Here is a 13,882-nt window from a genome sequence, read left to right on the forward strand (position 1 = left end):
AGCCCGCGCGGAGAGTCCTTGTTTTGAAATCAGTTTCTGATTGTAACAGGCTCGCTTTCGATGCGGCGGTACCAACTGAGCGTTTCGGCCAACTTCACCACCTCACCGATGATGATCAGCGCCGGCGACTGCACGCCATGCCGGGCGATCACCTCGGGCAGGCTGGCCAGGGTGCCGGTGACGGTGCGCTGGCGCGCCGTGGTGGCCCACTCGACCACCGCCGCCGGCGTCTCGGCCGGCTTGCCGTGGGCGATGAAAGCGTCGCACAGCTCGCGCGCGGTGGAAACGCCCATGTACACCACCACGGTCTGCTCGGGACGGGTCAGCGCCGGCCAGTCGAGGTCGATGCTGTCGTCCTTGCGATGGCCGGTGACGAACACCACCGATTGCGCGTAATCGCGGTGCGTCAGCGGGATGCCGGCGTAGGCGGCCGCACCGCTGGCGGAGGTGATGCCCGGCACCACCTCGAACGGGATGCCGTGCGCCGCCAGGGTTTCGATCTCCTCCCCGCCGCGGCCGAAGGTGAACGGGTCGCCGCCCTTGAGGCGCACCACGCGCCGTCCCTCCTGGGCCAGCCGCACCATCAGCTGGTTGATGTCTTCCTGCGGCAAGGCGTGGTTGGCGCGCGCCTTGCCGACGTAGATGCGTTCGGCGTCGCGCCGCACCAGCTCCAGCAGTTCCGGCGCCACCAGTTTGTCGTACAGCACCACGTCGGCCTGCTGCATCAGGCGCAAGGCGCGGAAGGTGAGCAGGTCGGGGTTGCCCGGACCGGCCCCCACCAGGTAGACCGCGCCAGTCGGCTTGTCGTCGGCGCTGGCTAGCCGCTTTTCCATCTCGGCACAGGCGGCCTCGTCGTTGCCCAGCATCACGGCGTCGGCCACCGGGCCTTCCAGCACCGACTCCCAGAAGATGCGCCGCGCCTCGACCTCGCCGAAGCGCGCCTTGACCCGATCGCGGAAACGCGTGGCAAAGCTCGCCAGCCGGCCGTAACCGGCGGGAATCAGGCTTTCCAGCCGGGCGCGTAGCAGGCGGGCCAGCACCGGCACGCCGCCGCCGGTGGAGAGGGCGATCACCAGCGGCGAGCGGTCGACGATCGCCGGGGTGATGTAGCTAGAGATGTCGGGGTCGTCCACCACGTTGACCGGGATGCCCTGCACCCGGCCGGCCTCCGCCACCGCCAGGTTGACGCGGCGGTCGTCGGTAGCGGCCACCACCAGGCGCATGCCGGCCAGTTGTTCGCCGCTGAAGCGGCCGTCGACATGGCGGATGTCTCCCGCGCCGGCCATGGCGCGCAGTTCGGCCACCAGCTCCGGCGCCACCACGGTTACCGCCGCTTCCGCCGAGCGCAACAGGCGCACCTTGCGCAGGGCGACCTCGCCCCCTCCCACCACCAAGCAGGGCTCGCCGCGCAGTTTCATAAAGATCGGAAAATAATCCATTCAGGCGGCTCCCATCGATGCCCCAAGCATACTGCAAATGTTGTAAAAAAACGACGACCCGTGGAACTCGTCCGGAGCAACACAGGACGTCCTATGATACTGGAAGAGACTGACCGCCACGCAGAGGCCCGCTTGACACCGATTTTCCCACGCTGCACGACCGTATTTCTGCCTTTTCCAGTGGCAGCCCGTCCCTTCAGGTTGATCAGGGGTCGCCGCTGATGCCGTCATCGGGCTGGCTGCTGGCGCTACTGGCCATGCTGGCGGGCATGGCACTGGGTAGTGCCGTCACGACGCTGCAGCGCCGCCACCATGAACGCCAACGCCGGCTGCAGGCCTGCGCGGAGATGGTTGCGCCCTGCCTGCTGCTGCACACGGACGGCCGCATCCTGCAGGCCAACACGGCGGCGCGGCGCCTGCTGGGCGCCCCGCTCGCCCACCTCGACGACCTGCACCTGCCAGGCGAGGCCCGCAGCTGGCTGGCCGATCACGGCGGCGGGGGCGAAACCCGGCGCTGCGAGCTGAACCGCCCGGCGGCGGCCCCCCTGTCGTTGCGGCTGGAAAAGCGCCTTGCCGACCTCGATGGCCAGGACGCCGGCCTCAGCTGGCTGCTGCTGCACGACATCAGCCAGCAGGACGACGACGAGCGCGGCCAGCAGCTATGGCGGGAGGCCTTGCAAGATTCGCGCCTGGCGCTGTTCGAGTACCGCCTGGCGCCACGCCGCGTCTACGGCCGGGTGCTGGCGGCGGATAACGTGCTGGGACTGCCGCCGGGCTGGGTCGACATCGGTTTCGACCACTGGCTGGAACGGGTGCACCCGGACGACCGCGACGCCCTGCGCACCATGTTGGAGCACCCGGAGCGCCTCGCCACCGGCTCGGCCTACCTTGAGTTCCGCTTCCGCCACGGCCACGGCCATTGGGAATGGCTGGAGCAGCGCACCCAGTTGCGCCACGAGGACGGCCGAATCAGCGCCATCGTCGGCCTGTGCCAGTCGATCACCTCGCGCAAGCACGCCGAAAGCGAGTTGCTGCGGCGCGAGCAGGTGTTCCGCACCCTGGTGGAAAACGCCGACGACGTGATCGCCCGCTACGACCTGAACCTGTGCTGCCAGTTCATCAACCGCAGCATCACCCGTTACCTGCCGCTGCCGCGCCACGAGCATCTGGGCAAGACGCTGCGCCAGCAGGGCTGGCCACAGGGCGCGCTGGACACCCTGGAGCCGGCTTTCCAGGCGGTGCTGGCGCGGCACGAGGCACGCCATCTCGAGGTGGAGCTCGACGTCTTCGGCAAGGCGGCGACCTTCAGCATCCACCTGATTCCCGAGCTGGGGGCGCACGGCGAACTGGTGTCGATCCTGGCGATCGGGCGCGAGATCACCGAGTTGCGCCTGGGCTCGCGCCTGCTGGCCGACGAGAACGCGGTGATGGAGATGATCGCCAACAACCAGCCGCTGAACGATATCCTGACCCGGCTGTGCCGGCTGGTGGAGGCGCAGCGGCCGCAGGCGGTGTGCTCGATCATGCTGCTCAACGAGCAGAAGACCGAACTCAACCTGGCGGCCGGGCCGTCGTTGCCGGCCAGCTTCAGCGGTTTCCTGCACGGCCTGGCCATCGGCCCCGAGACCGGTTCCTGCGGGAGCGCGGTGTTCTCCGGCGAGCGCGTGGTGGTGAGCGACATCGCCCACGACCCGCGCTGGGAAAACTACCGCTATCTGGCGCTGCCGCACGGGCTGCGCTCGTGCTGGTCGACGCCGATCTACTCCAGCAGCCGCGAGATGCTGGGCGCCTTCGCCATCTACTACCCGACCCCGCGCAACCCCGGCAAGGCCGAGCTGCGCCTGACCGACCGCTGCACGCACCTGGCGTCGATCGCGCTGGAGCGCGACCGCCACGAGAAGCAGCTGTATTTCCTCGCCACGCGCGACGGCCTGACCGGGCTGCTCAACCGCCGTTCCTTCATGGAGGTGGGCGAGGCCGAGGTGCTGCGCAGCAAGCGCTACGGCCACGACCTGTCGATCATGATGATGGACCTCGACCACTTCAAGAGCATCAACGACCAGCATGGCCACGCCACCGGCGACCAGGTGCTGCAGCACTTCGCCACGCTGTGCGGCAACACCTTCCGCCATGCCGACATCGTCGGGCGGCTCGGCGGCGAGGAGTTCGGCGTGCTGCTGCCGTTCACCACGCTGGCCGAGGCCGGCATCCTGGCCGAGCGCCTGCGCGCCGAGGTCGACGGCAGCGTGGTGATGGCCTGCGGCGTCGCGGTGCATTACACGGTGAGCATCGGCATCTCCTCGGTGTTCCCCGACGACAAGGACATCGACGGCCCGCTCAGCCGCGCCGACACCCTGCTCTACCAGGCCAAGACGCTGGGGCGCAACCGCATCCGTTACGACGGCGACCCGCCGTCGCTGCCGCTAGCGGGGTAGAATGGCGCCTTTGCTTCATCGCGCCCCATCGTGACCCGCTGGCACTCGACCTACTTCCCCCATCCGCTGTACGCCCCGCTGCGCCCCTACGCCCCGCTCGCCGACGGCGACGACTGGCCGGGCCAGGCCGACTACGACCGCCTGCTGGAGCGCGCCCGCGCCGCCGGCTGCGCGGTACCGAACGACCTGCGCTTCGTCTGCGACCTGGAGCCGCAGGACTATTACGAGTTGCACATCGCGCAGAGCGGCGAGGTGCCGACCCGCCACGGCAACTGGCACGACTGGTTCAACGCGCTGGCCTGGCTGGCGTGGCCGCGCAGCAAGGCGGCGCTGAACGCGCGCCACGCCCGCGCCATCGCCCGCGGCGAGGTGCGGCGCGGCCCGCTGCGCGACGCCGCCACGCTGCTGGACGAATGCGGGGCGGTCGTCGCCAGCACCGACCCGGCGCTGACCGCGGCACTGGACGACATGCGCTGGCATGAGCTGTTCGTGGCAAGAAGGCACGACTGGGGGCGGCGCATCGGCGTGTTCACGCTCGGCCACGCGCTGTTCGAGACCGGCCTCGAACCGCACCTGGGCTGGTGCGGCAAGGCGCTGGTGCTGGCGGTGGATGACGCGTTCTTCGGCCAACCCTACGCCCGGCAACTGGCCCAGCTCGATTACCGCTTGGCCGAAGCGCTGGCCGACGACGGCTGGCTGGCGCGGCCGCGCGAACTGTGGCCGCTGCCACTGCTGGGGATTCCCGGCTGGTGGCCGGACAACGAGGATCCGGCGTTCTACGCCAACACCGACTACTTCCGCCCGACGCGGCGCGCGAAGTCGGCCAGCGTCTCCTGATCGAGCCGCTCCAGCGCCGGCGCCAGCAGGGTGTCGAGCCCCTGGCCGATATCGTCGTCGTAGCCGACGTCGGAGCGGTAGACGAAGAGCTGGAACAGCTCCGCGAGCGGGATGGTCTCGAGCTTGCGCATCAGCACCCAGCCGTCGCGCTGGCCACGCTGGGCGTAACCCAGCTGCGCCAGCTTGTCGAGCACCAGCCCGAGTTCGTCGTAGCCCACCTGTACCTCGCGCCGCAGCTCCACCGGCGTCAGCGCCACGCCCTGGCGCTGCGCGGTGTCGAGCAGCAGCAGCACCTCCAGCGCGTCGAGGAAGCGGCGCCGCGGCTCGAAGCGGCGGCGCCACGCCTGCCCCTCCCAGTACGACAGCGAGGCGGTGAACACCGCGCCGGTCAGCACCACCAGCCACAGGCAGTACACCCACAGCAACAGGATCGGGATGCTGGCGAAGGCGCCGTACACCAGCTTGTACGACGCCACCTCGCCGATGTAGAAGCCGAACACCGCCTTGGTCACCTCCAGCAACAGCGCGGTAACGAGCGCGCCCCACAGCGCGTGACGGTAGGGCACGAAACGGTTCGGCACCACGCGGTACAGCAGCGACAACACCAGCGTGGTCAGGAAGATGCTGCCGCCGCGCTGCAGCAGTTCGTCCAGCAGGCGCGAATAGCGCTCGAAATGGGTCGCCTTGAGCAGCCAGTGCCAGCCGATCAGGCCGCCGCCGAAGGCGATCGGCCCCAGCGTCAGCACGCTCCAGTACACCATGCCCTGCTGCAGCCAGGGACGGCTGCGGCGCACGCTCCAGATGGCGTTGAAGGTGCGCTCGATGGTGGACATCAGCATCAGCGAGGTCAGCCCCAGCATGACGATGCCGGCGGCGGTCAGCTTCTCGGCGTTGTCGGCGAACTGGCGCATGTAGACGGTGATCACCTTGCCCGCGAACTCCGGCACCAGCGTCGACAGCAGCATCAGCTTGAAGCGCGCGCTGTAGTCGGCAAACACCGGGAACGCCGCCACCACCGTCAGCACGATGGTCAACAGCGGCACCAGCGCCAGCAAGGTGGTGAAGGTCAGGCTGCCGGCCACCTGCAGCACGCGATGCGTGCCGACCCGGCGGGCGAGGAAACGGGCGAAGCCGCGGTAGGGTTCAATTCGATTGGCAAGACACATGAATGGATCAGAATTTCGGCAAAGGGACTAAAGAGTGCGTTGAACGACGGAAAATTCCGCGCGGCGCGGCAAGCCGGCCGAATTGCACTAAGATTGATGCTTATCGCTTTATGGTAACGATTCGGACGACGATATGCAGGATATTCTGGTTCTCTACTACAGCCAGCACGGCGCCACGCGCGAGCTGGCCCGGCTGATCGCGCGCGGCATCGAGAGCGTGCCCGGCTGCCAGGCGCGGCTGCGCACCGTGCCCAAGGTGTCGACGGTGTGCGAGGCGACCGAGCCCTCCGTGCCGGAGGCCGGTGCGCCCTACGTCGAACGGCGCGACCTGGCGGAATGCATCGGCCTCGCGCTGGGCAGCCCGACCCGCTTCGGCAACATGGCCGCGGCGCTGAAATACTTCCTCGACGGCACCAGTGCGGAGTGGATGGCGGGCACCCTGGCGGGCAAGCCGGCCTGCCTGTTCACCACCTCGGCCAGCCTGCACGGCGGCCAGGAATCGACGCTGCTGTCGATGATGCTGCCGCTCATGCACCACGGCATGCTGATCCTCGGCCTGCCGTTCACCGAGCCGGCGCTGTCCACGACCCAGTCCGGCGGCACCCCGTACGGCGTCAGCCACGTCGCCGGGCTCAACAACGACCGCCGCATCAGCGACGACGAGAAGACGCTGGCCATCGCCCAGGGCAAAAGGTTGGCCGAAGCGGCGCTGAAACTGGCGGCCAAACACGACTGACAGGGCCGAGCGGCGGCAGGGGCATAACCTGCGCGCCGCCACGCCATATTGCGCCGCCCGGGCCGGATCACATCGGAGATGGGTTGCGCTGCGCTCCACCCATCCTACGTGCTCGCCCCACTCCCCGTTGGCCCGTGCCGCTTGGGCAGGGTAGAGCGAGGTTTTAAGCCGCCGCTTGTTTGAGCGATGTGACGTTAGCAAATGGTCCGCTGAGCAAATCTCCGCGTGCCAATCTCCGATTGGCCCAGCGATGGATTTGCACGCATGGCGTTCGGCGGCGCCTTGCCCTACCCAGCCCAGGCGGGAATTCACGGGCCGTCGGGGTCGCCTGGGGTTGCAAGGGGGCTGGCGACACAGCCCCCTTGCCTGCCAGCGGTCAGCACCACCCCTAAATCCTCTAGCGGACATAAATATCTAGATCGATAAACGGTATAGGGAATGCTTGTGAAGTGGCTCTCAGCCGTCGTCGCGCCCCCATGGCGCGACCTTCGCCAGCAGCGCCATGCCCGGCAGCGCCAGCAGCGTGCACAAGAGGAAGAACGGCGCCCAGCCGATGGCCTCGACCAGGTAGCCGGTGGCGGCGTTGGCCACGGTGCGCGGCACCGCCGCCAGGCTGGTGAACAGCGCGAACTGGGTGGCGGTGTAGGCCGGGTGCGTGGTGCGCGCGATGTAGGCGACGAAGGCGGCGGTGCCGAGACCGACGCCGAGCGCCTCGAAGCCGATCACCAGCGCCAGGCGCGACAGCTCCGCCGCGCCGATGCTGGTGAACGGTCCCTGCCCGGCCAGCCAGGCGAACCCCAGGATCGACACCACCTGCACCACGCCGAACGCCCACAGCGCGCGGTTGATGCCGAGCTTGATCATCCACACCCCGCCCAGCAGGCCGCCGATCACCGCCGGCCACAGCCCGGCGTGCTTCGCCACCAGCCCGATCTCCGACTTGGTGAAGCCCATGTCGAGGTAGAACGGCGTGGCCAGCGCGGTGGCCATGCTGTCGCCCAGCTTGTAGAGGAAGATGAAGCCCAGCACCAGCGCGGCGCCCTTGAGGCCGCTGCGGGTGAGGAATTCGTGGAACGGCTCGACCACCGCCTCGCGCAGCGTCTTCGGCGCCGCCGCGGCCAGTTTCGGTTCGCTTACCGCGAGCGTCATCGCCACCCCCGGCAGCATGAACAGCGCGGTGATCCAGAACACCGTGCCCCACGGCAGGTGGTCGGCCAGGATCAGCGACAGCGAGCCGGGGATCAGGCTCGCCAGGCGGTAGGCGTTGATGTGGATGGTGTTGCCGAGCCCCAGCTCCTGGTTGCTCAGGATCTCGCGGCGGAAGGCGTCGAGCACGATGTCCTGGCTCGCCGAGCAGAACGCCACCGCCAGCGCCAGCGCGGCGATGGCCCACAGCTCCTGCTTCGGCGTGAACGCCCCGAACCCCGCCATGGTGGCGATCAGCGCGAGCTGGGTGAGCAGCATCCAGCCGCGCCGGCGCCCGAACAGCGGCGGTGCGTAGCGGTCCATCAGCGGCGACCAGACGAACTTCCAGGTGAACGGCAGCTGGATCAGCGCGAACAGGCCGATCGCCTTGAGGTCCACCCCTTCGCTCCTGAGCCAGGCCGGCAGCAGGTTTATCAGCGTGTAGAGCGGCAGGCCGGAGGCGAAGCCGGTGAACACGCAGGTGAGCATGGTGCGCGAGAAGATCACGCGGCGCCAGGAAATCGCGGATTCAGTCATAGGGGGCAAAGGTTGGCCGAAAGAGGCTAGACCCCGTGCCCATGGCGTGGTTCGGGCGCGGGGTCCGTGAAACAACGGGGCGGCCCGAGCCACCCCGCGCGTCAAGCGTGGCGCGCCACGCGGTAGAACGCCAGGCTGCCGCGCAGGTTGGGCAGGACACGGATGCGCCGCCCCTCGTTCATCACCACCCGCTCCAGCACGCCGATGCCGTTCTTGGCGCACAGCGCCTCGAAGTCGCCCAGCATGCACCAGTGGATGTTGGGGGTGTCGTACCACTGGTAGGGAATGGTCTCCGACACCGGCATGTGACCCTGCAGGATCTGCCAGCGGTTTTCCCAGTAGCCGAAGTTGGGGAAGGTGACGATGGCCTCGCGCCCGACGCGCAGCATCTCCAGCAGGATCTCCTCGGTGTGCTGCATCGCCTGGATGGTCTGCGACAGGATGACGTGGTCGAAGCTGCCGTCGCGGAAATCGGCCAGCCCCGCCTCCAGGTCGCCCTGCACCGCGTTGACGCCGGCGGATACGCAGCGCGCGATGTTGCCGACGTCGATCTCCACGCCGTAGCCCGCCACCTGCTTGTGGCTCTGCAGGTGGGCCAAGAGGGCGCCGTCGCCGCAGCCCAGGTCGAGCACGCGGGCTCGCGCGGGAATCCAGTCGGCGATTAGTCGCAGGTCGGGGCGCAAGGTCGTTTCGGAGTGCTGGCTCATGCCGCCACCTCCTTGGCTACACGGTCGAGGTAGGCGCGCATCAGGTCTACATAGGGTTGGTCGGTCATCAGGAAGGCGTCGTGACCGTGGGCGGATTCGATCTCGCCGTAGGCCACGCGCTTGTCGGCGGCGATCAGGCCCTGCACCAGCTCGCGCGAGCGCAAGGGCGAGAAGCGCCAGTCGGAGGTGAAGCTCGCCACCAGGAAGTTGGCGGTCGCCTTCTTCAGCGCCGCCACCAGGTCGCCGCCGTGGTCCTTGGCCGGATCGAAGTAGTCCAGCGCCTTGGTCATCAAGAGGTAGGTGTTGGCGTCGAAGTAGTCGGAGAACTTGTCGCCCTGGTAGCGCAGGTAGGACTCGATCTCGAACTCCACGTCGTAGCCGAACTTGTACTCGCCGGAGCGCAGCATGCGGCCGAATTTCTCGCCCATGCCGTCGTCCGACAGATAGGTGATGTGGCCCAGCATGCGCGCCAGGCGCAGGCCGCGGCGCGGGATGGCATCCTGCTGGTAGAAGTCGCCGCCGTGGAAGTCCGGGTCGGTGAGGATGGCCTGGCGCGCCACATCGTTGAAGGCGATGTTCTGCGCCGACAGCTTGGGCGCCGAGGCGATGACGATGGCGTTGGCGACGCGATCGGGGTAGTCGATGCTCCACTGCAGCGCCTGCATGCCGCCGAGCGAGCCGCCGATGATCGCCGCCCAGCGGTCGATGCCGAGACGGTCAGCCAACCGCGCCTGCGCCGTCACCCAGTCCGGCACCGTCACCACCGGGAAGGCCGAGCCCCACGGCTGGCGCGTGGCCGGGTTGATGCTGGAGGGGCCGGTAGAACCGTGGCAACCGCCCAGATTGTTGAGCGCCACCACGAAGAAGCGACGCGTGTCGATCGGCTTGCCCGGCCCGATCATGCTGTCCCACCAGCCGGCGCTCTTGTCGTCCGGCTGGTAGCGGCCGGCGGCGTGATGGTGGCCGGACAACGCGTGGCAGATCAGGATGGCGTTGCTCTTGGCGGCGTTCAGCTCGCCGTAGGTCTCAAAGATCAGCTGGTACGACGTCAGCGTCTTGCCGCAGGCCAGATCGAGCGGCACGTCGAACAGCGCCTGCTGGGCGCTGACGATACCGACCGACGATTCGGTTGTGGACATAGTGAAAACAGTGCCTCTTTGATATGGTTTTGTCGGCTTCAAGGCGTACGTGTTATGGCCGGTCCGGGCCGGCGCGGTTTTGAACGATTATATCTGCATCGGCTTGTGCGCATAGCACCGGCGCCGGATAATCGCCTCTCCTTCCCGCCAGGGCCCCCCATGATCGGTCGCCTGTTCAAGTTCTTCGTGCTCTGCGCCGTGCTCTACGCCGTGGCGCGCTGGCTGCTCAACCGCCGCCAGAAGGAGACGTTGCGCGAACTGTTCCAGACTCTGGCGCAGGCGCTCCTGATCAGCTCGCTGATCTTCGTCGGGCTCTACCTGGCGGGCTTCCACCGGCTGTAGCCCCCTGACGCACGCCCCGCACCAGACCGGCGCCTCGCCCCGGAATCCTTGATCCGGCTCAGGCCGGCGGCGCGGCAAAGCCGCTAGACTGCCGGCTTTTCCGCCGACGAGCCCGGCCGCGCATGGATCTGACCCGCCACCTTCATACCTTCGGCCACTACCTCAAGACCCGTTTCGGGGAAAAGGTGCACAAGCTGTCGCTGGCCGGCGACTTCACCTGCCCCAACCGCGACGGCACGCTGGACCGCGGCGGCTGCACCTTCTGCGACGTCAAAAGCTTTGGCCGCGACGCCGCCGCCCTTTCCATCGCCGAGCAGATCGCGCGCGAAAAACACAAGACCGACCGCGCCCGGCGCTATCTGGCCTACTTCCAGGCCTACACCAGCACCTACGCCGAAGTGACCACGCTCAAGGCGCTGTACGACGAGGCGGCGGCGCAGAGCGACGTGGTCGGGCTGTGCGTCGGCACACGCCCGGACTGCGTGCCGGACAGCGCGCTCGAGCTGCTCGCCGACTACCAGCAGCAGGGCTACGAGATCTGGCTCGAACTGGGCCTGCAGACCGCGCACGACGCCACCCAGGAACGCATCCGCCGCGGCCACGGCCTCGCCGACTACCGCGACGCGGTGCAGCGGGCGCACCGGCACGGGCTCAAGGTCTGCACCCACCTCATCGCCGGGCTGCCCGGCGAGGACGACGCCCACGTGCACCAGACCCTGGCCACGGTGCTCGACATCGGTGTCGAGGGGCTCAAGCTGCACCCGCTGATGATCGTGCGCGGCAGCCGCATGGCGGCGCAGTACCGGCGCGGCGAGATCGCCCCGCTGACGCAGCAGCACTACGCCGCGCTGGCGGCCGAACTGATCCGCCACACCCCGCCCGAGGTGGTCTATCATCGCATCTCCGCCACCGCGCAGGCGCCGACCCTGATCGCCCCGGCATGGTGCGGCCCGCGCTGGCCGGCGCTGCAGGCGATCGCCGCGAACCTGGCCGCCGCCGGGCCGCAGGGCAGCGCGCTGGGCCGCCCCTGGCCGGGAGCCTGAGCGCGGCGGCGAAACCGTTTCGACGATCGGCTGTCAGATCAGTCCGGGAACGCCGACTAAGGTGAATTCCCCGTGGAGACTGCCACCATGCTGATCAAGAAACCGTCCGACATCCCGCCCTCCGAGATCACCCCGGAAGCGGTCTACCTCAACCGCCGCAACTTCATGCTCGGCGCCGCCGGCCTGATGCTGTCGGGCGAGACGCTGGCCGCGCTCGCCGCCAGGAAGAGCCCGCTGTCGACCAGCGAGCCGCTCAACAGCCTCAAGGACATCACCAGCTACAACAACTACTACGAGTTCGGCACCGACAAGGCCGACCCGGCGGCCAACGCCGGGCGCCTCAAGACGCGGCCGTGGAGCGTGCTGGTGGACGGCGACGTGGCGAAACCACGCCGCTTCGGCATTGAGGAGCTGCTGAAATTCCCGCAGGAAGAGCGCATCTACCGCCTGCGCTGCGTGGAAGGCTGGAGCATGGTGATCCCGTGGATCGGCTTCCCGCTCGCCAGCCTGCTCAAGCAGGTCGAACCCACCGGCAAGGCCAAGTACGTCGCCTTCGAGACCCTGCAGCGCCCGGCCGAGATGCCCGGCCAGCAGCGCCGCGTGCTGGACTGGCCGTACCGCGAAGGGCTGCGCCTGGACGAGGCGCTGCACCCGCTCACCATCCTGGCGGTGGGCCTCTACGGCAACCCGCTACCCAACCAGAACGGCGCGCCGATCCGGCTGGTGGTGCCGTGGAAGTACGGTTTCAAGAGCATCAAGTCGATCGTGCGCATCCGCCTCACCGAACAGCAGCCGCTCACTAGCTGGAACCTGGCGGCGCCGGACGAGTACGGCTTCTACTCCAACGTCAATCCGGCGGTGGACCACCCGCGCTGGAGCCAGGCGAGCGAGCGGCGCATCGGCGAATTCTTCAAGCGCAAGACGCTGCCCTTCAACGGCTATGCCGAGCAGGTCGCCGGCCTGTATCGGGGAATGGACCTGCGCCGTGATTTCTGACAAGACCCTGCCCTCGCCGGCGCGCACGCGGGCTTCGGCCAACCCCGCCCGTCCCGCCTCGCGACCGCTCGCGCTGGCCAAGGCGCTGGTCTTCGTCGCCTGCCTGCTGCCGCTGATGCGCACGGCGTGGATTGTGCTCAACGGCGAAGCGGTGAACCCGATCGAGTTCATCACCCGTTCCACCGGCACCTGGACCCTGGTCTGGCTGCTGGCCACGCTGGCCGTGACGCCGCTGCGCCGGCTCGCCGGCTGGAACGTGCTGCAGCGCTTTCGCCGCATGCTCGGGCTGTTCGCCTTCTTCTACGCCGCGCTGCACTTCACCACCTATGTGTGGCTGGACCAGTTCTTCGACTGGCACGCCATCGTCAAGGACATCGCCAAGCGCCCGTTCATCACCGTCGGCTTCGCCGCGCTGCTACTGATGACGCCGCTCGCCGTGACCTCCACCGACGGCTGGCTGCGCCGGCTCAAGCGCAACTGGGGGCGGCTGCACCGCCTGGTGTACGCGGTGGCGATACTCGGCGTCACCCACTACTGGTGGCTGGTGAAGAAGGACATCCGCCAGCCGCTGATCTACGCCGCGGTGCTGGCGCTGCTGCTGGGGCTGCGGCTCTACTGGCGCGCACGCACAGCCAGGACGGCCGCTCAGGGCAAGCCACAGGCATGAAAAAGGCCGCCTCGCGGCGGCCTTTCAGCACAGAACGGACGGCTCACTCGATGGTCAGCTGGCGCGAAGTGCCGCCGGTCTTCTTCGGCAGCGTCAGCTCCAGCACCCCATCGTTGTAGCGCGCCGTGGCCGTGCTCTGGTCCACGTCCTGCGCCAGCTGGAAGCTGCGCGACACCTGGCCGTAGTAGCGCTCGGAACGCAGCACACGTTCGCCTTCCTTGGTCTCAGACTCTTTCTTCACCTCGGCGGAAATCTGCACCCGTCCGCCTTCGATCTGCACGTTGATGTCTTCTTTCTTCACGCCGGGAATCTCGGCATGCACGGTGTACGCCTTGTCGTCTTCCTTGACGTCGAGTTTGATGCCGCCGGCCAGGTCGGCGCCGGCTTCGAAGCCGAACGGCCGCACGAAGAAGCCCTTGAACATGTCGTCGAGCAACGGTTCAAGACTGGTGCGACGAATCAGGTCTTTCATGGTGTTACTCCTCCTGTCGGGTTACAAGAAACAGTCGCCCGGCCGCCGGCATGACCGGTAGCCGCTCACCTTAGGTATGGTCCTTAGCCGATGATTTTCAAGACCTTAATCCGGGCTGGCTTGACCTAGCGCAAATCGGCGGCGGCATCTTGGCAGACACGCGGTTTCGCCCTACCCTTTC

At 68.0% G+C, this 13,882-nt stretch carries 13 protein-coding genes; 7 read left to right on the forward strand and 6 right to left on the reverse strand.

Annotation, left to right across the window (positions count from 1 at the left end; all coding sequences use genetic code 11):
• Positions 1 to 29: 29 nt before the first annotated feature.
• Positions 30 to 1,439 carry a siroheme synthase CysG gene (gene cysG, locus NH8B_RS17995; protein WP_014088527.1) on the reverse strand — a complete coding sequence of 470 codons (1,410 nt, stop codon included), beginning with the start codon at positions 1,437 to 1,439 and terminating at the stop codon, positions 30 to 32.
• A gap of 221 nt (positions 1,440 to 1,660) precedes the next feature.
• Between cysG and NH8B_RS18000 the strand changes: the two genes are divergently transcribed.
• Together NH8B_RS18000 and NH8B_RS18005 are read left to right on the forward strand one after the other, a co-directional pair.
• Positions 1,661 to 3,874, forward strand: a complete 2,214-nt coding sequence (locus NH8B_RS18000) for a sensor domain-containing diguanylate cyclase (RefSeq protein ID WP_014088528.1) — start codon at positions 1,661 to 1,663, stop codon at positions 3,872 to 3,874.
• Between the two features lie 30 nt (positions 3,875 to 3,904).
• Positions 3,905 to 4,711: a DUF3025 domain-containing protein gene (locus NH8B_RS18005; protein WP_014088529.1), complete on the forward strand. Its 807-nt coding sequence runs from the start codon at positions 3,905 to 3,907 to the stop codon at positions 4,709 to 4,711.
• On the opposite strand, the gene NH8B_RS18010 is transcribed toward NH8B_RS18005, so the two are convergent.
• The gene (locus NH8B_RS18010; protein WP_014088530.1) at positions 4,666 to 5,877 is read right to left on the reverse strand and encodes a YihY family inner membrane protein; all 1,212 of its coding nucleotides are present in this window, start codon (positions 5,875 to 5,877) and stop codon (positions 4,666 to 4,668) included. The genes NH8B_RS18005 and NH8B_RS18010 overlap by 46 nt on opposite strands.
• Before the next feature lie 133 nt (positions 5,878 to 6,010).
• On the opposite strand from NH8B_RS18010, the gene wrbA reads away from it, so the two are divergent.
• Positions 6,011 to 6,613 carry an NAD(P)H:quinone oxidoreductase gene (wrbA, locus tag NH8B_RS18015; RefSeq protein ID WP_014088531.1) on the forward strand — a complete coding sequence of 201 codons (603 nt, stop codon included), beginning with the start codon at positions 6,011 to 6,013 and terminating at the stop codon, positions 6,611 to 6,613.
• A gap of 456 nt (positions 6,614 to 7,069) precedes the next feature.
• On the opposite strand, the gene NH8B_RS18020 is transcribed toward wrbA, so the two are convergent.
• The 3 genes from NH8B_RS18020 to NH8B_RS18030 form a co-directional block, all read right to left on the reverse strand.
• Positions 7,070 to 8,335, reverse strand: a complete 1,266-nt coding sequence (locus NH8B_RS18020; protein ID WP_008952233.1) for an AmpG family muropeptide MFS transporter — start codon at positions 8,333 to 8,335, stop codon at positions 7,070 to 7,072.
• 101 nt (positions 8,336 to 8,436) lie between these two features.
• Positions 8,437 to 9,042 (reverse strand): methionine biosynthesis protein MetW, encoded by a 606-nt coding sequence (gene metW, locus NH8B_RS18025; protein WP_014088532.1) that lies wholly within the window; start codon positions 9,040 to 9,042, stop codon positions 8,437 to 8,439.
• Positions 9,039 to 10,181 (reverse strand): homoserine O-succinyltransferase MetX, encoded by a 1,143-nt coding sequence (locus NH8B_RS18030; RefSeq protein WP_008952231.1) that lies wholly within the window; start codon positions 10,179 to 10,181, stop codon positions 9,039 to 9,041. The genes metW and NH8B_RS18030 overlap by 4 nt, the downstream gene beginning before the upstream one ends.
• Positions 10,182 to 10,340: 159 nt before the next feature.
• Between NH8B_RS18030 and NH8B_RS18035 the strand changes: the two genes are divergently transcribed.
• From NH8B_RS18035 to NH8B_RS18050, 4 genes are all read left to right on the forward strand, one after another.
• Positions 10,341 to 10,523, forward strand: coding sequence for a protein MIGRI (locus NH8B_RS18035; protein ID WP_008952230.1), 183 nt, complete (start codon positions 10,341 to 10,343; stop codon positions 10,521 to 10,523).
• 122 nt (positions 10,524 to 10,645) lie between these two features.
• Complete coding sequence (locus NH8B_RS18040; RefSeq protein WP_014088533.1) at positions 10,646 to 11,566, forward strand: TIGR01212 family radical SAM protein; 921 nt, start codon at positions 10,646 to 10,648, stop codon at positions 11,564 to 11,566.
• An 87-nt stretch (positions 11,567 to 11,653) separates the two neighbouring features.
• Positions 11,654 to 12,562, forward strand: coding sequence for a protein-methionine-sulfoxide reductase catalytic subunit MsrP (gene msrP / locus NH8B_RS18045; protein ID WP_014088534.1), 909 nt, complete (start codon positions 11,654 to 11,656; stop codon positions 12,560 to 12,562).
• Positions 12,552 to 13,229 (forward strand): sulfite oxidase heme-binding subunit YedZ, encoded by a 678-nt coding sequence (locus tag NH8B_RS18050; protein ID WP_014088535.1) that lies wholly within the window; start codon positions 12,552 to 12,554, stop codon positions 13,227 to 13,229. The genes msrP and NH8B_RS18050 overlap by 11 nt, the downstream gene beginning before the upstream one ends.
• 43 nt (positions 13,230 to 13,272) lie before the next feature.
• Here NH8B_RS18050 and NH8B_RS18055 read toward each other — a convergent pair whose 3' ends face one another.
• A complete protein-coding gene (locus tag NH8B_RS18055) occupies positions 13,273 to 13,701 on the reverse strand; it encodes an Hsp20/alpha crystallin family protein (RefSeq protein WP_014088536.1) in 429 nt (142 codons plus the stop codon).
• Positions 13,702 to 13,882 lie beyond the last annotated feature (181 nt).

Source organism: Pseudogulbenkiania sp. NH8B (assembly GCF_000283535.1).
In the GTDB taxonomy this organism is placed as follows: domain Bacteria; phylum Pseudomonadota; class Gammaproteobacteria; order Burkholderiales; family Chromobacteriaceae; genus Pseudogulbenkiania; species Pseudogulbenkiania ferrooxidans.

What these genes read in the sequence shown, in the direction of transcription:
- cysG (WP_014088527.1), bottom strand. Translation starts at nt 1,439, where the DNA reads ATGGATTATTTTCCGATCTTTATGAAACTGCGCGGCGAGCCCTGCTTG.
- NH8B_RS18000 (WP_014088528.1), top strand. Translation starts at nt 1,661, where the DNA reads ATGCCGTCATCGGGCTGGCTGCTGGCGCTACTGGCCATGCTGGCGGGC.
- NH8B_RS18010 (WP_014088530.1), bottom strand. Translation starts at nt 5,877, where the DNA reads ATGTGTCTTGCCAATCGAATTGAACCCTACCGCGGCTTCGCCCGTTTC.
- wrbA (WP_014088531.1), top strand. Translation starts at nt 6,011, where the DNA reads ATGCAGGATATTCTGGTTCTCTACTACAGCCAGCACGGCGCCACGCGC.
- NH8B_RS18020 (WP_008952233.1), bottom strand. Translation starts at nt 8,335, where the DNA reads ATGACTGAATCCGCGATTTCCTGGCGCCGCGTGATCTTCTCGCGCACC.
- metW (WP_014088532.1), bottom strand. Translation starts at nt 9,042, where the DNA reads ATGAGCCAGCACTCCGAAACGACCTTGCGCCCCGACCTGCGACTAATC.
- NH8B_RS18030 (WP_008952231.1), bottom strand. Translation starts at nt 10,181, where the DNA reads ATGTCCACAACCGAATCGTCGGTCGGTATCGTCAGCGCCCAGCAGGCG.
- NH8B_RS18035 (WP_008952230.1), top strand. Translation starts at nt 10,341, where the DNA reads ATGATCGGTCGCCTGTTCAAGTTCTTCGTGCTCTGCGCCGTGCTCTAC.
- NH8B_RS18040 (WP_014088533.1), top strand. Translation starts at nt 10,646, where the DNA reads ATGGATCTGACCCGCCACCTTCATACCTTCGGCCACTACCTCAAGACC.
- msrP (WP_014088534.1), top strand. Translation starts at nt 11,654, where the DNA reads ATGCTGATCAAGAAACCGTCCGACATCCCGCCCTCCGAGATCACCCCG.
- NH8B_RS18055 (WP_014088536.1), bottom strand. Translation starts at nt 13,701, where the DNA reads ATGAAAGACCTGATTCGTCGCACCAGTCTTGAACCGTTGCTCGACGAC.